This is a genomic window from Vibrio pectenicida (assembly GCA_024347015.1).
GTDB classification, from domain to species: domain Bacteria; phylum Pseudomonadota; class Gammaproteobacteria; order Enterobacterales; family Vibrionaceae; genus Vibrio; species Vibrio pectenicida.
The window spans coordinates 2,399,435-2,423,929 of record AP024889.1 but is presented as its reverse complement, the minus strand read 5'-3'; the positions used below and the strand labels follow the sequence as shown (position 1 = coordinate 2,423,929).

At 41.5% G+C, this 24,495-nt stretch carries 25 protein-coding genes; 19 read left to right on the top strand and 6 right to left on the bottom strand.

All coding sequences use genetic code 11. From position 1 onward, the window contains the following. Nucleotides 1–89: 89 nt before the first annotated feature. Nucleotides 90–2,360: a tetratricopeptide repeat protein gene (locus OCV27_RS11100; protein ID WP_125322175.1), complete on the bottom strand. Its 2,271-nt coding sequence runs from the start codon at nt 2,358–2,360 to the stop codon at nt 90–92. A gap of 356 nt (nt 2,361–2,716) precedes the next feature. On the opposite strand from OCV27_RS11100, the gene syd reads away from it, so the two are divergent. Both syd and OCV27_RS11090 read left to right on the top strand, forming a co-directional pair. Beyond that, on the top strand, nt 2,717–3,262 hold the full coding sequence (syd, locus tag OCV27_RS11095) for a SecY-interacting protein (protein WP_125322174.1): 546 nt from the start codon (nt 2,717–2,719) through the stop codon (nt 3,260–3,262). A gap of 2 nt (nt 3,263–3,264) precedes the next feature. Further along, complete coding sequence (locus OCV27_RS11090; protein WP_125322173.1) at nt 3,265–4,041, top strand: Zn-ribbon-containing protein; 777 nt, start codon at nt 3,265–3,267, stop codon at nt 4,039–4,041. A gap of 16 nt (nt 4,042–4,057) precedes the next feature. On the opposite strand, the gene OCV27_RS11085 is transcribed toward OCV27_RS11090, so the two are convergent. Genes OCV27_RS11085 through OCV27_RS11070 form a run of 4 tightly spaced genes read right to left on the bottom strand, consistent with a single transcriptional unit; the run spans nt 4,058 to nt 6,415 of the window. After that, on the bottom strand, nt 4,058–4,231 hold the full coding sequence (locus tag OCV27_RS11085) for a DUF2897 family protein (protein WP_125322172.1): 174 nt from the start codon (nt 4,229–4,231) through the stop codon (nt 4,058–4,060). Continuing rightward, on the bottom strand, nt 4,231–4,914 hold the full coding sequence (locus OCV27_RS11080; protein ID WP_125322193.1) for a M15 family metallopeptidase: 684 nt from the start codon (nt 4,912–4,914) through the stop codon (nt 4,231–4,233). Before OCV27_RS11080 ends, OCV27_RS11085 begins: the two co-directional genes overlap by 1 nt. A 2-nt stretch (nt 4,915–4,916) precedes the next feature. Then, on the bottom strand, nt 4,917–6,050 hold the full coding sequence (gene dapE / locus OCV27_RS11075; protein ID WP_125322171.1) for a succinyl-diaminopimelate desuccinylase: 1,134 nt from the start codon (nt 6,048–6,050) through the stop codon (nt 4,917–4,919). An 11-nt stretch (nt 6,051–6,061) separates the two neighbouring features. Further along, a complete protein-coding gene (locus tag OCV27_RS11070; protein ID WP_125322170.1) occupies nt 6,062–6,415 on the bottom strand; it encodes an ArsC family reductase in 354 nt (117 codons plus the stop codon). Between the two features lie 225 nt (nt 6,416–6,640). On the opposite strand from OCV27_RS11070, the gene OCV27_RS11065 reads away from it, so the two are divergent. Then, nucleotides 6,641–6,928, top strand: coding sequence for a helix-turn-helix domain-containing protein (locus tag OCV27_RS11065; protein ID WP_125322169.1), 288 nt, complete (start codon nt 6,641–6,643; stop codon nt 6,926–6,928). A gap of 36 nt (nt 6,929–6,964) precedes the next feature. Here the strand turns inward: OCV27_RS11065 and OCV27_RS11060 are convergent, their stop codons facing one another. After that, a complete protein-coding gene (locus OCV27_RS11060) occupies nt 6,965–7,312 on the bottom strand; it encodes a DUF2956 domain-containing protein (protein WP_125322168.1) in 348 nt (115 codons plus the stop codon). A 117-nt stretch (nt 7,313–7,429) separates the two neighbouring features. Here OCV27_RS11060 and OCV27_RS11055 point away from each other — a divergent pair, with 117 nt between their 5' ends. From OCV27_RS11055 to fliG, 16 genes are all read left to right on the top strand, one after another. Then, complete coding sequence (locus OCV27_RS11055; protein WP_185759798.1) at nt 7,430–7,897, top strand: DUF2919 domain-containing protein; 468 nt, start codon at nt 7,430–7,432, stop codon at nt 7,895–7,897. An 81-nt stretch (nt 7,898–7,978) separates the two neighbouring features. Further along, nucleotides 7,979–8,881 carry a Dyp-type peroxidase gene (locus OCV27_RS11050; protein WP_125322166.1) on the top strand — a complete coding sequence of 301 codons (903 nt, stop codon included), beginning with the start codon at nt 7,979–7,981 and terminating at the stop codon, nt 8,879–8,881. Nucleotides 8,882–9,002: 121 nt separating this feature from the next. Further along, nucleotides 9,003–9,755 carry an SDR family oxidoreductase gene (locus tag OCV27_RS11045; RefSeq protein ID WP_125322165.1) on the top strand — a complete coding sequence of 251 codons (753 nt, stop codon included), beginning with the start codon at nt 9,003–9,005 and terminating at the stop codon, nt 9,753–9,755. A 74-nt stretch (nt 9,756–9,829) separates the two neighbouring features. Next, nucleotides 9,830–10,963, top strand: a complete 1,134-nt coding sequence (locus OCV27_RS11040; protein WP_125322164.1) for a flagellin — start codon at nt 9,830–9,832, stop codon at nt 10,961–10,963. A gap of 237 nt (nt 10,964–11,200) precedes the next feature. Continuing rightward, nucleotides 11,201–12,334, top strand: a complete 1,134-nt coding sequence (locus tag OCV27_RS11035) for a flagellin (RefSeq protein WP_337969069.1) — start codon at nt 11,201–11,203, stop codon at nt 12,332–12,334. Nucleotides 12,335–12,559: 225 nt separating this feature from the next. Further along, on the top strand, nt 12,560–13,693 hold the full coding sequence (locus OCV27_RS11030; RefSeq protein ID WP_125321024.1) for a flagellin: 1,134 nt from the start codon (nt 12,560–12,562) through the stop codon (nt 13,691–13,693). 70 nt (nt 13,694–13,763) lie between these two features. Then, nucleotides 13,764–14,192, top strand: a complete 429-nt coding sequence (flaG, locus tag OCV27_RS11025; protein ID WP_125321025.1) for a flagellar protein FlaG — start codon at nt 13,764–13,766, stop codon at nt 14,190–14,192. Between the two features lie 20 nt (nt 14,193–14,212). Continuing rightward, nucleotides 14,213–16,234, top strand: coding sequence for a flagellar filament capping protein FliD (gene fliD, locus OCV27_RS11020; protein ID WP_125321026.1), 2,022 nt, complete (start codon nt 14,213–14,215; stop codon nt 16,232–16,234). Next, nucleotides 16,221–16,544 carry a flagellar protein FliT gene (locus OCV27_RS11015; protein WP_125321027.1) on the top strand — a complete coding sequence of 108 codons (324 nt, stop codon included), beginning with the start codon at nt 16,221–16,223 and terminating at the stop codon, nt 16,542–16,544. Before fliD ends, OCV27_RS11015 begins: the two co-directional genes overlap by 14 nt. 11 nt (nt 16,545–16,555) lie before the next feature. Further along, nucleotides 16,556–16,966, top strand: coding sequence for a flagellar export chaperone FliS (gene fliS / locus OCV27_RS11010; protein ID WP_125321028.1), 411 nt, complete (start codon nt 16,556–16,558; stop codon nt 16,964–16,966). 255 nt (nt 16,967–17,221) lie between these two features. After that, a complete protein-coding gene (locus tag OCV27_RS11005) occupies nt 17,222–18,688 on the top strand; it encodes a sigma-54 dependent transcriptional regulator (protein WP_125321029.1) in 1,467 nt (488 codons plus the stop codon). A gap of 123 nt (nt 18,689–18,811) precedes the next feature. Beyond that, a complete protein-coding gene (locus OCV27_RS11000) occupies nt 18,812–19,873 on the top strand; it encodes a sensor histidine kinase (protein WP_125321030.1) in 1,062 nt (353 codons plus the stop codon). Further along, nucleotides 19,873–21,273, top strand: a complete 1,401-nt coding sequence (locus OCV27_RS10995; RefSeq protein WP_125321031.1) for a sigma-54-dependent transcriptional regulator — start codon at nt 19,873–19,875, stop codon at nt 21,271–21,273. Before OCV27_RS11000 ends, OCV27_RS10995 begins: the two co-directional genes overlap by 1 nt. 96 nt (nt 21,274–21,369) lie before the next feature. Further along, nucleotides 21,370–21,681, top strand: coding sequence for a flagellar hook-basal body complex protein FliE (fliE, locus tag OCV27_RS10990; RefSeq protein WP_125321032.1), 312 nt, complete (start codon nt 21,370–21,372; stop codon nt 21,679–21,681). 79 nt (nt 21,682–21,760) lie between these two features. After that, the gene (fliF, locus tag OCV27_RS10985; RefSeq protein ID WP_125321073.1) at nt 21,761–23,446 is read left to right on the top strand and encodes a flagellar basal-body MS-ring/collar protein FliF; all 1,686 of its coding nucleotides are present in this window, start codon (nt 21,761–21,763) and stop codon (nt 23,444–23,446) included. Further along, nucleotides 23,439–24,488 carry a flagellar motor switch protein FliG gene (fliG, locus tag OCV27_RS10980; protein ID WP_125321033.1) on the top strand — a complete coding sequence of 350 codons (1,050 nt, stop codon included), beginning with the start codon at nt 23,439–23,441 and terminating at the stop codon, nt 24,486–24,488. The genes fliF and fliG overlap by 8 nt, the downstream gene beginning before the upstream one ends. The last annotated feature ends 7 nt before the right edge of the window (nt 24,489–24,495 follow it).

Genomic DNA, 24,495 nt, shown 5'->3' with positions numbered 1-24,495 from the left:
AAGGATAAAGAAAGCCTAACTGATTGATATATATACATCAATCAGAAAGGGAATTGATAGGCAGAGCTGTGTTATTTAAGAAGCCACTTTTATCCGCTTTTTAAAAGCTTTTTAATACTTTCTTCATTTTGATAAGAGGAATGCACTTTGATTAATCCTTGGCTAATAGAATGCTTGCAAGCTTTGCGGATATTGCCCGTCGCTAAACTTGCAGCGGGCGCATTTTTAATTGCTTTTAGGTATACCCACTGACTGGTGTTCTCTTCTAAGCTTAGCGTGCGAGCGACGCTGGTTGACATGAGCAGGATATCGAGCAGCTCTTTGTCATTTATCGCGGTGTATGCACGGGGTAAAAATGGGTAATCAGCCATTCCGATACGAATGGTATTATCGAGCCCATACTTTTTAGTAAATTCGTTGACCCAAGTTTGTATTTTGTCGAATACTTGTTCGGGTTTTGTGGTATTGCCATTATCAGGTTCAATGTATAGCAAGTTGGCGTCAGAGAAATGGTATACCCGAGCGGGGTGGTCGATTTTCTCTTTCAGGTACTGACCAAAATCTTTTTCAATTTTTAGCCCTTCTGTATAGCCACGTTGTAGAGACATATTACGTAGAAATGGAACATCTATCATTACAAAGTGTAATCGGTCACTGAGTGGCTCATGAATAAGATCTCCTACGTGCCATTTTTCAAACTTGTGGCTACTTGCCTCTAATGATGCGGGTAATTTTACGCTCAGCATACGAAGGTTCTTTAGACCTGAACGAGAGTGAGCATAAAGTTCATTATTGAGGTCATCGATCTCTTCCTTTTGGATGGTAATGATGTGTCCACGGCGTAATAAGAATACAAAAAGCAGTGCGCAAGTCACAAATAGGGTTAAAGTTATTTTCTGAAATTTGTGGTATTCACTGCGGACTTTTTTAAGCTGTTCCTTTTGTCCCACCAGATGAAGTGTTTGCTCGACAACATCTTTTTGCTGCCTAAAGTCGTCCTCATTGATAAGATTTAGTTCTTGCTGTTCAATAGTTGCTAAGGCGTTGTATTTCTGAAGATAGCGCAGAGCTTGCTGATAGTTTTCGAGCAGTTCATTACCTACATTAAGCATTTGGTAGGCATTTTTTTCTAAGCCAATATTCTTTATTTTAAGTGCAATATTGAGCGCCTTATTGGCTTTATCTACGACTTCTTCTGGTCGTCCTTGGTGTGAAGCTAATCCGGCTTCAAGCAGTAAAGCTTTCGCTTGTAGTTTGGGTATATCAATGTAATTTAGCAACTCTTGAGCACGGACTAAATATTGATCCGCAAGTGGGAAGTTGACTAATTGTAAATAAGTTGAAGCGAGCGCAAGACGAATATCTATTACGTTTTCAATATTATTTTGCAGACGTTCATGATCGATGGCATTGAAATAATGCACGAGCGCGAGATTATATTTACCCTGATCAAAATAGATGTCACCCATACGTTTAAGAATGGGAGGTAATATGGGAGAAATTTCATAATTATCATAAAAGTCTGCCGCTTGAGAGAAGTGATCGGCAGCTTTGTCGAGTACTCTTCGTTCATAAAAGAGTTGACCAATTAAGCGGTTTGATTCTGCTAATTGCAAGCTTGAGGTATTTTCAATCGCACTCCAGTAACTAATGAGCAGCTCAGATAATGCTTTATTGTATATTTTATGGTTAAGAAAATGTTTACCAAGTGATATGTGATAGGCGGTGATGGTTTGTTTGTTTTTTGATTGCTCAACGAAAGGAATCGCTTGTTTATACAATGTTTCTGCTAGTTTTATTTGATCTTGGCTTGAGGCAATATCTGCTTTTAGCATAGTAAGTTGATAGTTGAGCCCTTTGGTGAGTTGCTCAGGGTTATGTATTGAGCTCAGCTCTTGCTCTACTTGATTGAGGTTTGCCTCAATTGATTGGCTGCTACCTTCAATTTTCCAATTGAGCCGTATTTCAAGTAGACGTAATTCCAAGCTTAAATAAGGCAACTTGTACTCTTCGGTCAGTTGCTTTGCTTGTTGAATATATCGAAGTGATTCAGATGGATTATTAAGGTTAAATTCTGCTTGAGATAAAATCTTAAGTGCATCGATTGTGCTTCCTGGGGTTCTAAAACGAGTGTCTGAATCGTCACGGGATATGGTCGAAGGCCCCTTTTCTGACTGGGCCATAAGCTTTCTTTGAGTTAGGTAATTAGAAGCTAAAATTTTGGATTGCTTGGGAACAATATCGACCAATGAGTCTGCTTCATTAAGCAAGGCCGATGAATAAACAGTCGAGGCTGATACAAAAGCTGGCAATATTAGAATGAATATTGTTATCAGGCGACTCAAGCGCAAAATCTCCATAAAGTAATTTTGATCCTTATTTAGGGGCCGATACACTTAACGATTATAAGTGGTAGAATATTGATAATATCAGTAAAAACATTTCTATACACTGTTAGTGGTGTTGATTGTAATTGTGGTAAAGAGCCTAATATCTAGGCTAAGAAATACCAAATTCTAGTCCATTAATGTTTAAGCTACGAGTACTAGGTTGCATAAAGAAGAGTGTCTAGATTCAGTCTGCTGGCGGTGTGTTAGCTAGGTAAGGACCAGAGCGTTTGAATAATAGCTCATACCTTGACCCTCTTTTGGATTAGAATGACGAGAATTTTACGCAATACCGCACTGAAAAGCGAATACTCATATCGGAGAAAATCATGGCTGAACAAGCCCTTCTTGCACTGTTGTCATTTAGTAAAAAGTACCATCAGGCGTATGTTGAGCACTATGGTCATCAACCGACAAACGAGCAGTTGTTTGATATAGCCTCTCCTTGTGTACAAACCAAGAGAGAAGATACCGTCGAATGGCAAGCTTGTTCACGAGAACACGAAGCAAACTTTGCTAATCTTGAGCAAGGGATTGAGTTGACTCTACATCAAGATATTAAGGTGTTTTATGGGTCTCAATATAGCGCAGATATGAACGCCACATGGCAGGGTAATGGTTTAACCCTTCTGCAAGTTTGGAGTGATGAAGATTTTGTACGCTTACAGGAAAATATATTAGGTCACTTAGTGACTCAGCGACGTTTAAAGTTGAAGCCAACGGTATTTATCGCGACGACGGATGCTGAACTTGATGTGATCTCAATTTGTAACCTCTCGGGTAATGTTATTCTTGAGCGCCTTGGTACCGACCAACGTGACGTTTTGGCACAAAATATCTCGGAATTTCTTAATCAGCTGACGCCTACGGTATAACAATGTATGTAATTGAACTCCATTTTGAATGTTTTGATAACACCACTATAACGGCTGTTGATAAAGCTATTAACGGCTTAATGGATGCACTACGTTACAATGGTCAAGTTCTTGGACGAGAGTTCCCTATCATTATGGGGGAGGGCGAATTTTTTGTTCGTGTGGTATGTCCTGAACAAGACAGCTTACACCCAAGTCATCACTCTGACTTTGTAAAAGTATGTTTAGAGCGATTGAATGAAGCGAGTTTGCTTGCACCTAAATTGCGTCTTCTCGGTCGAGATCTTAACTCTGAACAAGCAGCTGAAAATGATCAGCCTAGCTGGCAAGTATTGTACACGACATATGTCCATACTTGTTCTCCTCTAAGAAGCGGCGATACGTTATTGCCAATCCCACTTTACCGCAATTCTCCAACACTAAATGGCGATCATAAAGCGGTGCTCAAGTGGCAGACTGAGTGGCAAGCATGCGATGAGCTTCAAATGGCTGGAGCTTGTAGAGCTGAGCATGCGGCACTGCATGAAATATGTGATGTAGATAGTGTATTGTTTAAGCGTGGTTGGGATTTACGAGGACGTATAGAATATATCACCAAGATTCCAACATACTACTATCAATATCGTGTAGGTGGGGACAACTTAGCTAATGAAAAATTACGCAAATGTCCAAAGTGTAATAGTGATTGGTTACTAGAAGAGCCAGAACACGATATCTTTCATTTTAAATGCGATCAATGTCGTATCGTATCGAATATCTCATGGGATCATATCAAGTAAAGCTAACAGCCCGCAATTAATGCGGGCCTGATTCCTCTTTTTCTGAGGGCTCTTGGTCGTCATCTTTTTTTGTTGTTTTATCCGGCTGGCCAAATTTCATTTTGGCTGTATATTTAAGTGCCGCAATGTTTCCAATTACGACACTTAAAACGATAACAATGATTACCCAAGGGTTAGTCAGAAATTCCATTAACCTGCCTTCGTACTGATATTTGTTATAAATTGATTGTAGATGCTATCCAACTCAGATAATACCAGTTGCTCACAGCTTACATCGCAATTTGAAAGTTGCTTGCGCAAGACCTGCTGATTAAACAGAGATAAACACTGGGTGGCTGTTGCAAAGTGGCTAATATGCCAAGGCTCTGCTGCTACTCCACCTTTATCTTGTGCATAAGGAAAGAAAAACCCAAATTTAGCCAGATTATTCTTTAACCATTGATAAAAATCAACTTGATGCCCTTGGAGATATTCCCATGGCTCTAATTGCAACTGTGAACCCTTTGGTAAGCTTGCCTTATCAAAGATATCGAAGTCAGTTCCCCAATGGTGCCTACTTGCTCCTGGTAGCGCAGACCAGCGAAGAATAGCATAGATTTTTTCGCGTTCGGAAAGCTTTTCCACATCAAGAGGCTGGCTATTGTGGTCAAGGATAGCGAGCTGACCAGACATCTTTCGGTTCCAGATGGATTTTTGTCTTTCAAATTCGCGAAATCCACTTGCTACATTGAAATCAAACCCTGACTGAACAGCTGCGTCCCTCAAGGACTGTAGATCGGCTTCAACCATAGTATGTACAAGCAATGGTTGATCTCCGATAACAGTATTGACGAGGTGTGTCGGTACTTTTCCAACCAGCTGTTCAGGTGTCATTGTCATGCCAATAGGTTCTCCAGCGTCATTTGGTACATCTTAGTCAGTTTTTCAAGGTCGTCGACTTTGACGCATTCGTTGACTTTATGAATGGTTGCGTTGACGGGACCAAGTTCGACAACTTGTCCTCCCATACGAGCAATAAAGCGACCATCTGAGGTGCCACCAGTTGTGAGCAATGCAGGTTTGGTTTGATTTACGGCCCCTACAGCGCTAACAACAGCATCAAGTAATTCACCTGTATCGGTTAGAAATGGGTCGCCATTGAAAGTCCAATCTAGGTGGTACTCTAGGCTGTGTTTCTCTAGAGTTTCAGCCACGCGTTTTACTATTATCTCATTATTAAGCTCAGTACTAAAACGCAGGTTAAACTGAACGTTAAACTCACCTGGAATGACATTTGATGCACCAGTGCCCGCTTGAACATTTGGGATCTGAAAGCTGGTTGGAGGGAAATAGTCATTGCCTTGGTCCCACTCTGTTGATGCAAGTTCATTCAGGGCAAGCAATGATTGATGAACAGGGTTTCTTGCTAAGTGAGGATAGGCAACATGCCCTTGGATGCCTTTGACCGTTAAATCGCCAGTGATGGAACCTCTGCGGCCATTTTTTACAACGTCACCGACGACTTCCGTACTGGATGGTTCGCCAACAATACACATGTCAATATTTTCACCACGTTTAATTAAGGTTTCTACGACGCGTACGGTTCCATTGATAAATGGTCCTTCTTCATCGGAAGTGATCAGAAAGCCAATTGACCCCTTGTGATTAGGATTTAGGGCGATGAACTGTTCAACCGCGACGATCATTGAGGCTAATGACCCCTTCATGTCTGCCGCTCCTCTACCGTAGAGGAAGCCATTTTTAATGGTAGGTTCAAATGGTGGCGTGTCCCATAACTCTATGTTACCTACTGGGACGACATCTGTATGCCCTGCAAAAGCAAATAAGGGGGCTTGAGTGCCTCGCCGTGCCCAGAAATTAGTCGTATCTTCAAAGACCATAACTTCTATTTCAAACCCTAGAGCTTTTAGGCGCTCTATCATTACATTTTGACAACCTGCATCTACAGGGGTTACCGACTGGCGACTAATAAAATCTTTTGCTAGAGCCAAAGTAGGGGTGTCAGTCATACTCTCATTCCTTATACAGCAGAGAAAATGGCGGAGTATTGTTCAGCTTTAAAGCCAAGATGATAATCGTTATTTGTCACTATAATAGGGCGTTTAATCATAGCGGGTTGCTCATTTAAGAGTTCAATTGCCAATTCTTCATTAAGGTTATCTTTTTGCTCTTGGCTTAATTGACGGTAGGTTGTGCCGCGCTTATTAACGACATTCTCCCAGCCGAGGTGCTGGCAAAATGTTGCAAGCATATTTTTATCAACACCTTGTTTTCGGTAATCATGGAATTGAAATTCTATCCCTTCTACTTCTAGCCATTTTTTGGCTTTTTTTATCGTGTCACAATTAGGGATTCCATACATGATGATTGTCATAACTCAACCTTTAAAGAGACTTTAGTAAACTTTATTGACGCTTTTGGCATCCTAGCAGGAAGTGTTCACAGAGACAAAAGTGTGAGCAAACTATTTTGCCTGTACAAAACATGCATTCAATCTTTGATGAAGGGTGAGTTATTGATCAAACGCAACGTATAGGGCTACAAAACATAAATAATGACGTTGTTCATTAGCAAAGGTTAACAGATCGAGGAGGAACCAATGGAACTGAGTCCTGTTTTTGCAAGGCGTCTATATCTAGCACTATTGGTGCAAAATCTTGATAGACCTAATATCCCTAAACTTATAGATAATACCGGGTGGCCCCGCCGTACAATCCAAGATGTGATTAAAGCGTTACCCAGAATTGGTATTGAGCTGAAATTTGTCCAAGATGGACGTCGCCATAATGATGGTTATTACCAGCTCTCCAATTGGGGGCCTTTTGACTACCAGTGGGTGGTAGATAGGCAATCGGATATTGAAACTAGCTTGGGCTTTAATATTTGATAATTTAAAGGGCGATGGCACATTGTCCCTTTTGGGTCAAAATTGTGCTAAGTAGGTAATAAAACCAATCCAACTCAAGGCGAGTAGCCCCCAAGAAATAATAAGGGGGGATTTAGTGTGTAGAGCTGAACGTTGGATGTTTACATCGCTTGGTTGAATCTCTGTTTCAAGCTGAACTTGTTTGACTTTCTTTGCTTTTTTTTGGGCTTTATCTGCTTGGCGTGTTTTTTCTTTGTGCTGCTTTTTATATTGAGCAATGCCTTTTTCTATTCCTTGAGCTATGAGTTTAGTTTGTTCTTTTGTCTGGCCGGGCTTTTGTGTTGCTTTAGCTATCTTTAATGCCTCTTGTTGAGTTTCAAGAGAAGGAGAAATGTTACTTTTCATCGGTCTTGTTACTTATAAATTTGAGTACTTGTATCCTAACACGATTTAGGTTTTTTCAGAGATAGCAATATAGGATAAATAGTATAAAGTAGAGTAATTATTAATAGTTATGAAATTATCGTGCGGTACAGTCTAGAACAATATGATAAACATGGTTTTCTCAAGGCTCCACTTTGGCTTTGGCTGGGTTGGTTGTTTCTTGCCAAAGCTTGGGTGATTTTTACCTTAGCTGGAGCAAGCCGAGAAAATGGTGCTCAAATCCTCGATATTATCTACCCAGATCATAATCTTTTTTATTTAGATTTGCTCATGGGAGTCCCTAGCCTTGTTTTGATGTGGGCTATCGGATTACGAAGTCCAGATAGGACGTGGATTAATAGAGTGGTTGGTATGGCTAGGTCGACAACATTGTTAGTAATTACCGGTCAGTTTATTCAAACCATTTATCATGTATATCTTGAACATGGCATATTCCAATGGTCTAACGCTGTAGCCCTAGTTATTTTATTATGGTTTATGCTTTATACCTACAAGAGTCGCCATGTGAGAGATTGTTTGGGTTACACTTCATCAGTGGCAGATTGATATAATCCGTTGAGAGTCTTATTAATATAATTACAATAAACATAATACACTGGTTAAAATTTTAGATGTGAGGAAATAACCATGCCGACCCCTCAAGGTGCAATTGTTCCTGAAGCGAGCCCTTTCGCTCAGTATACTTTGTTGAAAGTGAAACAAAACCCAGCTGCGGTTTTAGAACAGCTTCAATCGTTACCTGCTTTGGTTGAAGAACTTAATGCACAGCAAATTGGAGCTGAGCTAACCGTTTCGATTGCTTTTACCAGATCATTTTGGAGTCAACTTGAAGGCCCTATCCCTGAAGAGTTAATCGATTTTCCGCAGTTAGGTGAAGGGGACATGCTGGCACCAAGTACAGATGTTGATGTTCTGGTACATTGCCATTCAAAGCGTCATGACTTACATATTCATCTTCTTTGTAAGTTGTTTGAAAAAATGTCTGAATATGTTTCGGTTATCGATGAAACTTATGGCTATCGCTACTTAGATGCACGTGATATGACAGGCTTTATCGATGGCACAGAAAACCCGCATGGTGGCCAGCGTCATGAAGTGGCAATTATCCCTCAAGGAATATTTGCTGGTGGAAGTTATGTGATGTTGCAACGTTTTGTACATAACCTACCTGCGTGGAATCGGCTTAATGTTTCAGCTCAGGAAAAAGTCATTGGACGTACCAAGTCTGATTCAATTGAACTAGATAATGTACCCGCGGCTTCTCACGTTGGTCGTGTTGATATTAAAGAAGAAGGAAAAGGACTGAAACTCGTTCGCCATAGCTTACCTTACGGCAGTATATCAGGGGACCATGGTTTATTATTTATTGCCTATTGCCATACTTTGCACAATTTTAAAGTGATGTTAGAAAGTATGTATGGAGTCACGGACGGGAAATACGATCAACTGCTGCGATTTTCAAAGGCAGTTACAGGGGCTTACTTTTTTGCACCATCTGCCAAAATGCTACAAGCGCTGCAGGTAAAGTAATGTAAGTTGAACCTTATCCCAACGGAGCCGAACCATTGTGTTCGGCTTTTTTATTGTTCCTATGTTCTAATAGCTTTAAAGTTTTGTTATATAAATCTTTTTAGCTCAAAAAGGCGGAGTTATGAACAATGCAAAAGTAGTTATAATTACAGGTGGTGGGCGAGGTATTGGAGCTGCAACCGCAAGGCTTTTTACTCGCTACGGATATGCGGTTTGCATCAATTATAAGGCTAACTCTGATGCGGCCAATACACTCGCAAAAGAGATAAATGCCAGTGGTGGGCATTGTATTGCTGTGCAGGCGGATGTCTCTAAAGAGTCTAATGTTTGCCGATTATTTGAAGTGGTAGATGAAGAACTTGGTTCATTAACTGTTCTTGTCAATAATGCAGGTATGTTACACAGGCAAATGCGTTTAGATGAAATGAACGCAGAACGAATAAATACCATTTTGACTAATAATGTCACGAGTTATTTTTTATGTTGTCGAGAGGCAGTGAAGAGAATGTCAACTTATCACGGTGGCGCTGGTGGAGTGATTGTTAATGTATCGTCGACGGCTGCCAGAACAGGCTCTCCTAATGAGTATATTGATTATGCAGCGTCGAAAGGTGCGATTGATACTTTAACCAAAGGTTTGTCTCTTGAGGTAGCAAAAGAGGGAGTACGGGTTAATTGTGTTCGACCTGGGTTGATTTATACCCAAATGCACGCAGATGGTGGAGAGTCTCAGCGCGTCGATAGGTTAAAAAGTAACATCCCAATGCAGCGTGGCGGCTTGCCTGAGGAAGTGGCAGAAGCAATTTATTGGCTTGCCTCTGAAAAGTCATCATTTTCTACGGGTAACTATTTGGACTTAGCGGGCGGCTTATAGGCGATAAAAAGCTAAAGAAAATCGCTCTAGGCCGATATAAGTAGTAATCCTCTTGAGTTATATGACCCAGCATTATGGCCATCACTGTAAATACCAATGTCTCAGCAATGACGGCGCAGAGGTATCTAACCAATGCGACGGACATGTTGAATCAATCTTTGGAGAGGCTATCTTCAGGACATCGCATTAATAGTGCAAAGGATGACGCTGCTGGTTTACAGATTTCTAATCGTCTTGAAGCACAAATGAGAGGTTTAAGTGTTGCAATGCGTAATGCTAACGATGGCATTTCCATAATGCAAACTGCTGAAGGCGCAATGAATGAAACCACCACCATTTTGCAACGTATGCGCGATCTGTCTCTGCAATCAGCCAATGGTTCGAATAGCCGCTCAGAGAGGATCGCCTTACAAGAAGAAATGACGGCTTTGAATGATGAATTAAATAGAATTGCCGAAACTACTTCTTTTGGAGGTCGTAAGCTACTCAATGGATCATTTTCTAGTTCATCTTTTCAAATTGGTGCAAGTTCAGGTGAAGCTGTCCAAATTTCGTTAAAAAATATGCGTTCTGACAGCTTAGATATGGGGGGCTTTAGCTATATTTCCGCGGGAAAAGCGGATCGGAACTGGCAGGTTAAACAGGGCTCGGAAGTATTGGTTATGGACTACACTGATGCTTTTGGCCAGCCGAAATCTATTCAGGTTGAAGCCAAGGTTGGTGATGATATTGAAGAACTTGCTACATATATTAATGGTCAAACGAGCAAAGTTTCTGCATCAGTTAATGAAGATGGTCAGTTGCAAATTTTTATGGCAGGAGAGGAAACTTCTGGCACGATTTCTTTTTCTGGTAGCTTATCCAATGAATTACAAATTGGCTTATCAGGTTATGAAGCAGTTGATAACCTAGATATTTCTGATGCTGGAGGTGCTCAGCGAGCAGTATCAGTTATTGATACTGCTTTGCAGTTTGTCGATAGTCATAGGGCTGAGCTAGGGGCTATGCAAAATCGGTTTGGTCATGCGATTAGCAATCTAGGTAATATTAACGAAAATTTAGCGGCTTCAAATAGCCGTATTAAAGATACCGATTACGCAAAAGAAACAACCCAGATGGTTAAACAGCAAATCTTACAACAAGTCAGCGCCTCTATTCTTGCTCAGGCAAAACAGCAGCCGAATCTGGCACTCACTCTACTTGGTTAAGTCTCTGCTTCCCTTCGACAATACTCTTTAAATCTTTAGTAAAAAAATCGTTTTTCTGAAGTTTTTTCGGCCTTGGTCAAATTTCATCTTCTGAGAGTATTTTTTTCAAAAATAGCTTAGAAAAAAGCTCAAGGTTTTAAAAATTGAGCCGTTAATAAAAGTAACTTTGAGAGAACTACTTTGATTTTCCGAGACGTCGGGAATCGCAATACAGGAAAATCAAACGGAGAAATCATCATGGCAGTGAATGTAAACACTAACGTAGCAGCAATGACAGCACAGCGTTATCTAAATAGCGCTAATAATGCGCAGCAAACGTCAATGGAACGTCTATCTTCAGGTTTTAAGATTAATAGTGCAAAAGACGATGCTGCGGGCCTCCAAATCTCAAATAGATTAACATCTCAGAGTAGAGGCCTTCATGTGGCAGTACGTAATGCTAATGACGGTATTTCAATTGCACAAACTGCGGAAGGTGCGATGAATGAAAGCACCAACATCCTACAGCGTATTCGTGACCTATCTCTTCAATCAGCAAACGGTTCTAACTCAAGATCAGAGCGAATTGCATTACAAGAAGAGGTAACGGCTCTTAACGATGAACTCAATCGTATTGCTGAAACTACATCATTCGGTGGTAACAGATTACTAAATGGCACATATTCAACCAGAGCTTTTCAAATAGGATCGAACGGTGGTGAAGCGGTAATGCTAACTCTCAACAACATCCGCTCTGATAATGTTGGTATGGGCGGTGGCATGTATCACGCAGCGAACGGCAAAGATAAAGATTGGGTGGTTGAAGCTGGTGTTAACGATATAGTTATGGACCTTACCGATATAGAAGGTAATGCGCAAACAGTCACTATTAACACAAAAGTTGGTGATGATATCGAAGAGGTTGCTACTTATATCAATGGTCAAACTGAGCTGGTGGGTGCTTCCGTTGATGGAGAAGGTAAACTACAGATTTTCGCTGGTACAGATAAGGTAGTAGGTGATGTTTCTTTCAGTGGTGGATTAGCCGGTGACTTAAACATGGGACCACGAGAAGCAGTAACCGTTGATACTATTGATGTGACTACAGCAGGTGGCGCTCAGCAATCAGTCGCTATTGTTGATTCAGCTTTGAAGTATATCGATAGTCATCGAGCTGAACTTGGTGCTTTCCAAAACCGATTCACACATGCAGTTACTAACTTAGATAATATTAATGAGAATGTGAATGCATCTAAGAGCCGAATCAAGGATACAGATTTTGCCAAAGAAACTACTTCATTGACCAAATCACAGATTCTATCTCAGGCTTCAAGTTCCATCCTAGCTCAGGCAAAAGAAACGCCAAATACAGCTTTAAACCTTCTTGGTTAAATACCAAAAACAAAAAAAATCCAGCTAATTCTGGATTTTTTTGTTTTTTAATTATCTGATTTTAAGTGTTTTTTTTGATTTTAAGCCATATCTGATTTTTTTTTCAAAAATTTTCTCTAAAGGATATATTCACTCAGCCGTTACAAAGACTGAGAGAAATGAGATGTGCCAAAGCGAGGTGAGAGACGCGAAGGTGCATCACCCTTAATGCCTAAGGAGATCAATATGGCAATTAACGTAAACACCAATGTGTCTGCGATGACTGCTCAGCGATACCTTAACGGGTCAGCTGACGGCATGCAGAGATCGATGGAGCGTCTATCATCGGGTTACAAAATTAATAGTTCCCGGGATGATGCAGCAGGACTTCAAATATCTAATCGTTTAACATCGCAAAGTCGTGGTTTAGACATGGCGGTGAAAAACGCCAACGATGGGATCTCGATTGCACAAACCGCAGAAGGTGCAATGAACGAGACGACCAACATCCTTCAACGTATGCGAGATCTATCACTTCAATCGTCTAATGGTTCGAACTCTCGTTCCGAACGTATTGCGATTCAAGAAGAGGTAACAGCACTCAATAACGAGCTCAACCGTATTGCCGAGACAACTTCTTTCGGTGGCAACAAACTTTTGAACGGTACTTATGGTAGCCAATCTTTTCAGATAGGTGCAGGCTCCGGTGAGGCTGTTATGCTCACTATGGGAAATATGCGCTCCGACAACGAAGGGATGGGTGGTAAAGCCTACACAGCACAAACTGGGCAAGACACTGATTGGACTGTCTCTCAAGGATCAACCGATCTGACTCTGGACTATACTGATGTATATGGTGAAGCAAAGCAGTTAACCATTAATGCCAAAGAAGGTGATGATCTTGAGCAGCTTGCAACCTATATCAACGGTCAAAGCCAAGACGTTAAGGCATCTGTTGGTGAAGAAGGTAAAATGCAATTGTTTGCTGGCAATAATCGAGTCGCATCTGATGTCACCATCGGTGGTGCTTTAGGAGGTGAAATAGGTTTTGGAGCCGCAGAAGACAAGACAGTTTCTGATGTTGATGTTTCTACTGTTGCTGGTTCGCAGATGGCCGTATCCATCATAGATGGTGCTTTGAATACCGTCGATAGCCAGAGAGCGGAATTAGGGGCATTCCAGAACCGTTTTGGTCATGCAATCAGTAATTTGGATAATATTAACGAGAATGTGAATTCTTCTCGTAGTCGTATCCGAGATACTGATTATGCAAAAGAAACGACTCAGATGACTAAGTCGCAGATTTTGCAGCAGGCAAGTACTTCTGTACTGGCTCAGGCCAAGCAATCACCGTCAACAGCTCTTAGCTTATTAGGTTAATCGATAGGTTCGAACGAGCTTATTGGTAGGTAACAGAGTTACCAACCTATAAGGTGGAAGGGAGATTGTTATGGAAATACCATCCAACACATCGAACGTCCAGCCTTACGGCTCAGAAAGTGGCATTAAAGTTGCTTCAAAGTATGATGGTGCACAGCAAATTTCCTCGCGGAAAGAACAAGTTGCTACAGTCGAGGTAAGAGAACAAGCTGATCAAGCTGTTGAACAAGCAATAGAAGCGTCTCAGCAACGTGAAAAGCTCAACAGGGAAGATCGGCAACGTATGGTACAGCAAATGAATGATTTCATTTCGTCCATTAATACCGGCTTATCTTTTCGAGTCGATGAAGAATCGGGAAGAGATGTAGTAACTATTTATGAAGCGGATACTGGTGCTATTATTCGCCAGATACCCGATGAGGAAATGTTAGAAATACTGCGACGCCTGAGGAATCAGACAGCTCGATATTCGTCGGGTCTTCTGAACCATAAGGTTTGATCGTGTTTTGAGGTGATTGAATGAGCTTTGGCCCCGTAGGGATGAATTCTGGCATGGATATCAATGCCATGGTCAGCAAAGTTGTTGATTCGGAGCGTGTTCCTAAACAGCAACGAATTGATAATGAGCGTGACAAAATTGATTCCAGTATCAGTGCCTACGGTCGGCTCAGAGAGTCGTTGGATACGATGAAAAACTTGATGGCGAGCTTTCGTCAAGAGAAAGCTTTCGCTGCGAGAAAGGTTGAATCGACAGATGAAGCCGTCGTGTCTGCGACAGCAACCACTGAAGCTATCGCTGGTAGATATGCTATTGATGTGTTGCAGCTTGCTCAGAGTCATAAAATTGCGTCGGATGTATTACCACAAGATGCAAAATTTGGCCCTGGTAAGCTGCAGATTTCTTTGGGAGATAAAGAATTTACATTACAAGTAAAAGATAACTCCAAATTGATTGATATTGTTCGCAGTATCAATGAAAGTAAAACTAACCCCGGTGTTCGAGCCTCTGTCATCAATGATGTCCAAGGGCCTCGTCTTATCGTTGCATCGAGCAACTCAGGTGAAACAAATGCACTTAAGCTGAGTGCTGAAGCCGCAACAAGTAATTTACTAAAAAGACTCGAATACAAAACTCTTGAACAACGTGTCAAAGATCTTGAAGAAGCACGATCGGTGGCTCAAGATTTGATCAGCCCATTAACTGTTGACGAGCAGGCTGTCGCTGATCGAATTGCAGAAAATAATATTAAAGCGGCAAAGATTGTCGATCAAGAAATTGCCGATACGTCAAAGCAGGCGGCAATTGATGCCGATCCTAAGGCTGCTAAAGATGCAAGTGCAGATAATGAGTTATCAGATGTTGCGGCAACAGCCGCTGCCGCTGCAGGGACACAAGCCAATCAGTATCTTAAACCACAAGATAGGATTCCAGGTTGGACAGACACGGCTTCTGGCACCTTAATAGATTCATACTGGGAACCTGAATCTCAGCTTGATGAAAGGGCACTAGAGAAAGCTCCTGATATCCCTGGTTGGAGCATGTCAGCTTCAGGTACTTTGACAGATTCCTATGTCACGCCAAAAGAAGCGCAAGTTGCCTTAGAGGCTAAACAGGCTGCGATTGAAGAGAAACTTGCTCAAGAAAAAGCAGTACTCGATGCAAAAGTATTATCTGGTGAGTTGACGCCTGAAGAAGCACAAGAAATTGAACGCTCTAAACTACCATCAGAAGAAAGAGACTATCTCGAGCGTATGGATAAAGCTCAAGCAGACCTAAAGACAGCCCAAGAATCTTTTGATACCTATAGAGGTATGACACAAGTCCAAGCTGCTCAGGACTCTAAGGTGTTACTTGACGGAGTCGCTCAGCTTTCTAGCGATAACAATATTATCGAAGATGCCATTGAAGGTGTGGATCTGACTTTAAAAGGTCGTTCAGATACAAATAAAGCCCCTTCTGAAATTGATATTGAGTATGATCGCCAAAGAGTACGGGAAGATATTGAGCAATTCGTATTAGCTTATAACCAGTTCTATCAAGTATCTAAAGAGTTAGCTGGTGTCGATCCAAATACAGGGCAAGCAGGGCCACTCGCGGGTGACAGCGTAGTTCGTAATGCAGATTCAAGGCTTAAATCAGTTTTTTCTACTCAAATAGAGCCCGCATCTAATGATCTTAAAACATTAACCGAATTTGGTATTGCAACAACTCGGCAAGGTACTCTAGAAATCAACTATGATATGTTAGACCGCCAGCTCAATAAAAACTTCAACAAGCTTGAAGACTTTTTTGGCGGTAATCAAGGTTTTGCTAAGAAGGTAGAAGAAGCGATTCAAGGTCTTACCGGCGTGACAGGATCGCTAAGGACTCGCGAGCGTTCTATGACTGACAGAAATTATCGCCTTGATGATGACCAGACTGTGTTAGATAGACGAATGGAGAGCCTTGAAAAACGAACGCATGCCAAATTTTCGGCAATGCAAGATGCAACAACCAATATGCAATCACAATTGTCAGGTATGATGAATGCACTCGGTTGATGATTTTTTGAAAAAACTCGCACTACTTAGTGATGTAGATCTCAAAATAACCTTTAAGCTTGCAGAAATTGAGATTAATTCTGAAGAAATTCTCGTTCTGGTCGATAGAAGGGAACAGATATTGCTAACCTTGATCAGTACAATAAATGAGCATGAAGAGTTAGCGCAATTATCTGAATGGCAAGATGCCATTACGCGCACTCAGTTGACTGTCGAGTTGATGCAAAAGAAAACTGCGGAACTTGGCAGTAATTTGAAAAAGTACCGCTATGGCAATAAGTCACTTCAGCAGTACAAAAAATTTTTATAAAGAGGGTTGTTATGCGTGGTTCATTACAGGCTTACAAGAAGGTATCGGTAGATAGCCAGCTCAGTGCTGCCTCCCCGCATAAAATTGTTCAAATGTTAATGGCAGGAGCTATTGAACGTTTGATTCAGGGTAAAGCGGCAATGGAGCAGGGCAATATCCCAATAAAGGGAGAAAAGCTAGGTAAAGCACTCGATATTATTATCAGTTTACGTAGTTGTTTATCGATGGATGATGGTGGTGATATTGCTCAAAATCTTGATCAACTCTATGAATTTATGATTACGCAAATAACTGAAGCTAATCATAAGAATGATCCCCAGCCAATTGATGATGTTATCGATATAGTTCGTGAAATTAAATCTGCATGGGAACAAATACCTGCCGAATATCACAATTTGACCGCAAATGATGCGGAAAAATAAAGAGTAAGTTTGATTTAATCGACTTTATCGACATAATTTTCGCCAAAGCTTTTGGTATAAACATCACATCACCTAATTGCTTGGTTGCCTTTATTTTTTTATCAAATAGAATGTAAGCCACTAACTTGTTTAGTGGCTTAATTTGTTGCTAAGTATTATAAATTGTCTATCACTAATCCTGTTCTATAGTTAGGTTAGTCTCCAGAACAAAATATCAGTCACAACGTTTGAAAATAAAGGCAATAATTCTCACCTATGCAAGGTTTAGCTAAGCTGCTCGTAATTGAAGATGATGCTCAAGCACGCATCGATCTGAGTAATATATTAGAGTTCGTTGGAGAACAGTGTGAACCGATAAGTTCTACACAGTTAAACGACGTAGATTGGTCCAATGTTTGGGCTGGCTGTATTATTGGATCGTTGAAAAATCAGGATTTTTCACCTCAATTGACCAGTCAAATCTTAAAAGCAAATCACATTCCTTTGCTTATCCTAGGAACTCATTCTTATCCAGTTGAAGAAATGACCAATTATGTTGGTGAACTGGAATATCCTTTAAATTATCCACAGTTAAGTGAAGCTCTTCGTCATTGTAAAGAGTTTCTTGGACGTCAAGGGGTTAGCCTTGCGTCAGCCTCTCGAAATAATACCTTGTTCCGCAGCCTAGTTGGGCAAAGTATTGGTATTCAGGAAGTGAGACATCTTATTGAGCAGGTCGCTGCTACTGAAGCAAGTGTTCTTATTTTGGGTGAGTCCGGTACGGGCAAAGAAGTTGTGGCACGTAACATTCACTACCATTCTACACGTAGAACAGGGCCATTCGTGCCAATTAATTGTGGTGCTATTCCCCCCGACTTACTTGAAAGTGAGCTTTTTGGCCATGAAAAAGGGGCTTTTACAGGGGCTATTACTTCTCGTAAAGGACGTTTTGAATTAGCTGAAGGTGGCACTCTATTTTTGGATGAAATTGGTGATATGCCAATGCCAATGCAGGTTAAACTACTTAGAGTTTTGCAAGAACGCTGTTTTGAGCGGGTTGGTGGAAACGCGACAATAAAAGTTAATGTACGTGTTATTGCTGCAACTCATCGTAACCTAGAAAATATGATAAAAGATGAATCTTTTCGAGAAGATTTATACTATCGCCTTAATGTTTTCCCTATTGAAATGCCCCCTTTACGTGATCGTATTAATGATGTGCCTCTATTACTTCAGGAATTGATGGTACGAATGGAGTCTGAAGGGAGTCAACCTATTTGCTTTAGCCCTCGTTCAGTTAATTCATTAATGGAACATAATTGGCCAGGTAATGTAAGGGAACTGGCTAATTTAGTCGAAAGAATGGTTATCCTTTATCCTAATAGCTTAGTGGATGTAAACCACTTACCAACGAAATATCGTTATAGTGATATTCCTGAATTTCATCCTGAATATCATGCATTTGCTTCGGTAGAGGAGCAAGAACGCGATGTATTACAAGATATTTTCTCGGAAGGTTTCAGCCTTAAGAAGGCTAACGGTATACATGATCATATCCATGCTCCTCAGGAATTGCCTCCAGAAGGGGTGAACTTGAAAGAGATGTTAGCAGAGTTAGAAGTGAATATGATTAACCAAGCTTTAGAGGCTCAAGATGGAGTAGTCGCGCGAGCTGCAGATATGTTGGGTATGCGAAGAACAACTCTTGTTGAGAAGATGCGCAAGTACAATGTTGAACGCTAGTGCGTCAATTATTAGTGTCGTCAAAATTCCGACTGTCACTTAACTTGCTGAATTTAAACAACAATAGTCTGGCTTGCTTCTTGCATTCCAGACTATTGTTGTTTTTAAAGGCAGAAATACGACATGCAAGCAGCTCAAGCTATGATAACTCAAAAACCACTTGGTACTATTGAAGAGCAAGTTGAGAGATACAAGCAAGTATTAGATGTTATGCCAGCAGGCGTTATCTTGCTGGATACTCAAGGTGTAGTGCATGAAGCTAACCCTGAAGCTCAAAGACTGCTAGAAATGCCACTTATCGGGCAGAAATGGTTTGAAGTTATTCAAGATGCCTTTTCTCCTCGTGAGGATGATGGGCATGAAGTCTCATTACGAAATGGTCGTAAGGTGAGGCTTGCCATTTCTGCTTCGGCCACGGGACAATTAATTCTTATTACTGATTTAACGGAAACGCGACTTTTACAATCGCGTATTAGCGACCTTCAGCGTTTGTCTTCATTAGGGAAAATGGTTGCTTCGTTAGCACATCAGGTTCGAACTCCTTTATCTAGTGCGATGCTTTATGCGTCAAACCTAGGTGCTCCTAGCCTAACCGCAGAGACTAAACAACGTTTTCAAACTAAGTTAATGGATCGTCTACATGATCTTGAAAAGCAAGTTAACGATATGCTGCTGTTTGCCAAAGGCGGTGATAATAAGGTGGTGAAGCCTTTCACTATTTCTGAGTTGGTCTCTGAATTTTCACCTATGGTTGAAACGGCCTTAAAGAACAATCAGATTGATTATCATCTTGAAATCGAGAAAAACCGAGTTCAGTTATTAGGTAATGTTAATGCGATAGCATCAGCATTAAGTAATCTAGTCATGAATGCTATTCAAATTGCAGGAAAACAGTCACAAGTTGATGTGTTTTTTAGAGCAGTGCGAAATGAGCTTAAGATTTCTGTCCAGGATAATGGACCTGGGATACCGGAAGAATTACAGAATCAAATTATGGAGCCATTCTTTACGACTCGAACTCAAGGAACTGGACTTGGGCTCGCTGTGGTGCAGATGGTATGTCGTGCTCATGATGGTAGGTTAGAGCTGATATCAGAGCAAGGGGAAGGTGCTTGTTTTACTGTCTGTATCCCTCTTGATAACAATTCACAATCTGAGCCTAAGACAATCACAGGAGAAGGATAATGACGCAAAGCAAAGTACTAATCGTAGAAGACGATGAAGGTTTGCGCGAAGCCTTAGCGGACACTCTCGCTTTAGCAGGATATGAGTGGCTAGAAGCAGATAGCGCTGAAGATGCCTTGCTTAAACTCAAATCACACTCTGTTGATGTGGTTGTATCTGATGTACAAATGGCAGGCATGGGAGGATTGGCCTTACTGCGTAATATAAAGCAACATTGGCCGAACATACCTGTGTTACTAATGACCGCCTACGCTAATATTGAAGATGCAGTCTCAGCGATGAAAGATGGGGCTATAGATTATATGGCGAAACCATTCGCACCAGAAGTGTTGCTCAACATGGTCAGTCGGTATGCTCCCAATAAATCAGACGATAATGGCTATGCTGTTGTTGCTGATGAAAAAAGCCTCAAATTATTGGCGATGGCGGAAAAAGTGGCAAAAACAGATGCCAACGTTATGGTCCTTGGACCAAGTGGTTCAGGTAAAGAAGTTATGTCACGGTACATTCACAATGCCTCCAATCGTAAAGATGGTCCTTTTGTTGCAATTAATTGTGCAGCTATCCCAGATAATATGTTGGAAGCTACCTTATTTGGTTACGAAAAAGGCGCTTTTACAGGAGCTGTGCAGGCTTGCCCAGGTAAATTTGAACAAGCTCAAGGTGGAACCATTTTACTCGATGAAATTAGTGAGATGGATTTGAACCTGCAAGCTAAATTATTACGCGTTCTACAAGAGCGTGAAGTAGAACGTTTGGGAAGTCGCAAGAGTATTAAACTCGATGTGCGTGTTTTGGCTACTAGTAACCGAGACCTCAAGCTTTATGTTCAAGAGGGTAATTTCCGAGAAGATTTATATTACCGCTTAAATGTTTTTCCAATAGCATGGCCGGCATTGTGTGAACGTAAAGGTGATATTGAACCCCTTGCTAACCACCTTATTGAACGCCACTGTAAAAAGCTGGGATTACCAGTTCCTAAATTGTCACTAGCGGCCTTGAATAAACTCCTTACCTATCATTGGCCAGGCAATGTTCGAGAGTTAGATAATGTTGTGCAACGAGCTCTTATTTTAAGTGAGAATGACGAGATTGCTTGTGAACATATACTTCTTGAGGGGCTAGATTGGCAAGATGCGTGTAGTTTGCAGCAAATAGTTGAAACTGGGCAGATTTGTGCACCAAATATAAAACCTTTAGCTGAAGTTGAGAATGATCTCATTATAACTTCTGGGTTAGGGGGAGAGTTACGTGAACAGGAATATGCCATTATTTTGGATACTCTAGCTGAGTGTAACGGACGGCGTAAGGATATGGCAGATAAGCTAGGTATTAGCCCTCGAACACTGCGTTATAAGCTAGCAAAAATGAGGGATGCAGGTATCGACATCCCAAACTAAAGTGCTGCTTTTTTAGCTAAACTTTATGGCATGTAGATTGCAGATTATTTTAACAACAAGGACTATGGTCAAAGAGTTGACGGTTGAGGTGTTGCAATGAAAGTGGATGGTTTTCAAGGTGAACTGCAAGCTATGATGTTTGAGGCGGCGAATACAAAGCCGACTGCAACAGGTCAGTCGGTAGGCAGTGATTTTAAAGATTTGCTCAATAACGCTATCAACAATGTGAATGGGTTGTCTAAAACCTCGAGCAATTTACAAATGAGATTCGATCGTGGTGATGAGGATATATCTTTGTCTGACGTAATGATTGCGCGAAACAAATCGAGCGTTGCATTCGAAGCTACTATTCAGGTACGTAACAAGCTTGTTGAAGCGTACAAAGAATTAATGAATATGCCAGTTTAATGGATAGGTATTGTCTGTGTCAGAAGAAGAAAACCAATCAACAGACCTAGCCGTAGCGGAAGGAGCTCCGGATACCGCCATGGTCGCAACATCAGATTTGGATAGTGATATTCAGAATCCAGATCTAGATGAGCAAAGTTCGAAAAAATTCGATATGGCTGTCGGAGACCTAGATCTTCTTCGCCAAGTTGTACTCGTTTTTTCTATCTCTATCTGTGTTGCTTTAATTGTGATGTTATTTTTCTGGGTTCGAGAACCTGAAATGCGCCCTCTAGGTGCTTATGAGACCGAAGAGCTTATCCCAGTATTGGATTACTTCGATCAAGAAAAAATAGACTACAACCTCGATGGTAACACGATTTCCGTACCTGCCAGTGACTACAACTCAATCAAATTAGATATGGTCCGTGCTGGATTGAACACTGAAAAGCACGCGGGTAATGACATCCTGATGCAGGATATGGGATTTGGTGTTTCACAGCGTTTGGAACAAGAGCGACTTAAACTGAGTCGTGAGCTTCAACTCTCTACAGCCATAGAAGAAATGAAGCAAGTACGTAAAGCGCGTGTACTACTTGCACTACCTAAACGAAGTGTTTTTGTGCGACATAATCAGGAGGCATCAGCTTCTGTTTTCTTAACACTACGAATGGGGACTTCTCTTAAACAAGAAGAGGTGGACTCTGTAGTAGATATGGTTGCAAGTGCGGTTCCAGGCATGAAACCGAATCGAATTACAGTAACTGATCAGCATGGCCGCTTATTGAGCTCTGGCTCTCAGGACCCCGCATCGGCAGCTCGGCGAAAAGAGCATGAATTGGAGCGCAAGCAAGAAGATGCCTTGCGTGAAAAAATAGATTCTGTACTTATCCCTATTCTTGGTTTTGGTAATTATACGGCGCAGGTGGATATTCAGCTTGATTTCAGCGCGGTAGAGCAAACTCGTAAACGTTTTGATCCCAATACGCCTTCTACTCGAAGCGAATACACGTTAGAAGACTACAATAATGGTAATGTGGTTGCCGGAGTCCCTGGTGCACTCAGTAATCAGCCTCCTGCTGATGCATCTATTCCGCAGGATGTTGCTCAAATGAAAGATGGTTCCTTATTTGGCCAAGGATCGGTACATAAAGAGGCAACACGTAATTTTGAACTGGACACAACAATTAGTCATGAAAGGCGTCAGACAGGTATTGTTAACCGTCAAACGGTAGCAGTTGCAATAAAAAACCGCTCAACAGTTAATCCTGATACTGGTGAAAAATCATATCAGCCTATTTCTGAAACTGAATTGAAGTCAATTCGTGAAGTATTGATTGGTACTGTAGGTTTTAATGAGAATCGTGGTGATTTATTGAACGTACTTAGTATGCAGTTCGCTGAACCAGAATCTGAAATTAAAGTGGATGTTCCTATCTGGGAGCACCCGAACTTCAATGACTGGATGAGATGGTTGGCCAGCGCTCTCGTTATCATCGTAATTGTGCTTGTGTTGGTTCGCCCTGCGATGAAGAAGCTACTCAATCCAGCTTCAGAAGACGACGACGATATGTATGGACCTGATGGATTACCAATTGGTGCTGACGGTGAAACAAGCCTGATTGGCGGCGATATGGATGGTGGAGAGTTGTTTGAGTTTGGATCTAGTATTGACTTGCCCAACCTCCATAAAGATGAAGATGTGCTTAAGGCTGTTCGAGCTCTAGTAGCAAACGAGCCTGAACTCGCTGCACAAGTAGTTAAGAACTGGATGGAAGATGGCTAATGATGATGCCCCTCAAGGTGAGGGTGGTGAAGAGAACACCATAGATATAGAGAGTGTACCCGGTGAAGAGCGTGCCGCGATCCTTTTGCTGAGTCTTAACGAAGAAGATGCAGCCGGAATTATTCGCCATCTAGAACCTAAGCAAGTACAGCGAGTGGGTAGTTCGATGGCGCAAGCAGCAAGCTTTAATCAGGAAAAAGTCAGTGTTGTTCACCGCGCATTCTTAGAGGATATTCAGAAATACACCAATATAGGTATGGGTAGTGAAGACTTCATGCGTAACGCCTTGGTGGCTGCTCTTGGTGAAGATAAAGCTAACAACCTTGTTGATCAAATCTTACTAGGGACAGGGTCAAAAGGATTGGATTCACTGAAGTGGATGGACCCTCGTCAAGTGGCCAGTATTATCATCAACGAACACCCTCAGATTCAAACCATAGTGCTTTCTTACCTAGAGCCTGACCAGTCTGCCGAGATTTTGACACAGTTCGCCGAACGTGATGCTCTCGACTTAGTTATGAGAATTGCCACCCTAGAAGAAGTTCAGCCTTCAGCCCTCGCTGAGTTGAATGAAATTATGGAGAAACAGTTTGCCGGTCAAGCGGGTGCTCAAGCTGCCAAGATTGGTGGTACTAAAGCAGCCGCAGAAATCATGAACTTTATGGATAACCAGATGGAAGGCATCATGATGGAACAGATCCGCGAGCAGGATGAAGACATGGCCACACAGATCCAAGATCTTATGTTTGTGTTCGAGAACCTTATCGAAGTGGACGACTCAGGCATTCAAAAGTTGCTGCGTGATGTTCCACAAGATGCCTTGCAACGAGCACTAAAAGGTGCCGACGATGCACTACGTGAAAAAATATTTAAAAATATGTCTAAACGAGCGGCTGAACTTATGCGAGATGACCTTGAAGCCATGGCACCAATTAAAGTATCGGATGTTGAAGCAGCTCAGAAAGAAGTATTGGCTGTTGCCCGTAAAATGGCTGACTCAGGTGATATCGTACTGGGTGGTGGCGCAGATGAATTCTTATAGTTTTGAA

Excerpts from the sequence above, each read along its gene's own strand:
- OCV27_RS11100 (WP_125322175.1), bottom strand. The coding sequence starts at position 2,360 with ATGGAGATTTTGCGCTTGAGTCGCCTGATAACAATATTCATTCTAATA.
- OCV27_RS11035 (WP_337969069.1), top strand. The coding sequence starts at position 11,201 with ATGGCAGTGAATGTAAACACTAACGTAGCAGCAATGACAGCACAGCGT.
- fliD (WP_125321026.1), top strand. The coding sequence starts at position 14,213 with ATGAGCTTTGGCCCCGTAGGGATGAATTCTGGCATGGATATCAATGCC.
- OCV27_RS11040 (WP_125322164.1), top strand. The coding sequence starts at position 9,830 with ATGGCCATCACTGTAAATACCAATGTCTCAGCAATGACGGCGCAGAGG.
- OCV27_RS11005 (WP_125321029.1), top strand. The coding sequence starts at position 17,222 with ATGCAAGGTTTAGCTAAGCTGCTCGTAATTGAAGATGATGCTCAAGCA.
- fliS (WP_125321028.1), top strand. The coding sequence starts at position 16,556 with ATGCGTGGTTCATTACAGGCTTACAAGAAGGTATCGGTAGATAGCCAG.
- OCV27_RS11045 (WP_125322165.1), top strand. The coding sequence starts at position 9,003 with ATGAACAATGCAAAAGTAGTTATAATTACAGGTGGTGGGCGAGGTATT.
- OCV27_RS11085 (WP_125322172.1), bottom strand. The coding sequence starts at position 4,231 with ATGGAATTTCTGACTAACCCTTGGGTAATCATTGTTATCGTTTTAAGT.
- OCV27_RS11030 (WP_125321024.1), top strand. The coding sequence starts at position 12,560 with ATGGCAATTAACGTAAACACCAATGTGTCTGCGATGACTGCTCAGCGA.
- OCV27_RS11080 (WP_125322193.1), bottom strand. The coding sequence starts at position 4,914 with ATGACACCTGAACAGCTGGTTGGAAAAGTACCGACACACCTCGTCAAT.
- OCV27_RS10995 (WP_125321031.1), top strand. The coding sequence starts at position 19,873 with ATGACGCAAAGCAAAGTACTAATCGTAGAAGACGATGAAGGTTTGCGC.
- dapE (WP_125322171.1), bottom strand. The coding sequence starts at position 6,050 with ATGACTGACACCCCTACTTTGGCTCTAGCAAAAGATTTTATTAGTCGC.
- OCV27_RS11060 (WP_125322168.1), bottom strand. The coding sequence starts at position 7,312 with ATGAAAAGTAACATTTCTCCTTCTCTTGAAACTCAACAAGAGGCATTA.
- fliF (WP_125321073.1), top strand. The coding sequence starts at position 21,761 with ATGGTCGCAACATCAGATTTGGATAGTGATATTCAGAATCCAGATCTA.
- OCV27_RS11000 (WP_125321030.1), top strand. The coding sequence starts at position 18,812 with ATGCAAGCAGCTCAAGCTATGATAACTCAAAAACCACTTGGTACTATT.
- OCV27_RS11050 (WP_125322166.1), top strand. The coding sequence starts at position 7,979 with ATGCCGACCCCTCAAGGTGCAATTGTTCCTGAAGCGAGCCCTTTCGCT.
- OCV27_RS11070 (WP_125322170.1), bottom strand. The coding sequence starts at position 6,415 with ATGACAATCATCATGTATGGAATCCCTAATTGTGACACGATAAAAAAA.
- syd (WP_125322174.1), top strand. The coding sequence starts at position 2,717 with ATGGCTGAACAAGCCCTTCTTGCACTGTTGTCATTTAGTAAAAAGTAC.
- fliE (WP_125321032.1), top strand. The coding sequence starts at position 21,370 with ATGAAAGTGGATGGTTTTCAAGGTGAACTGCAAGCTATGATGTTTGAG.
- flaG (WP_125321025.1), top strand. The coding sequence starts at position 13,764 with ATGGAAATACCATCCAACACATCGAACGTCCAGCCTTACGGCTCAGAA.
- fliG (WP_125321033.1), top strand. The coding sequence starts at position 23,439 with ATGGCTAATGATGATGCCCCTCAAGGTGAGGGTGGTGAAGAGAACACC.
- OCV27_RS11065 (WP_125322169.1), top strand. The coding sequence starts at position 6,641 with ATGGAACTGAGTCCTGTTTTTGCAAGGCGTCTATATCTAGCACTATTG.
- OCV27_RS11015 (WP_125321027.1), top strand. The coding sequence starts at position 16,221 with ATGCACTCGGTTGATGATTTTTTGAAAAAACTCGCACTACTTAGTGAT.
- OCV27_RS11090 (WP_125322173.1), top strand. The coding sequence starts at position 3,265 with ATGTATGTAATTGAACTCCATTTTGAATGTTTTGATAACACCACTATA.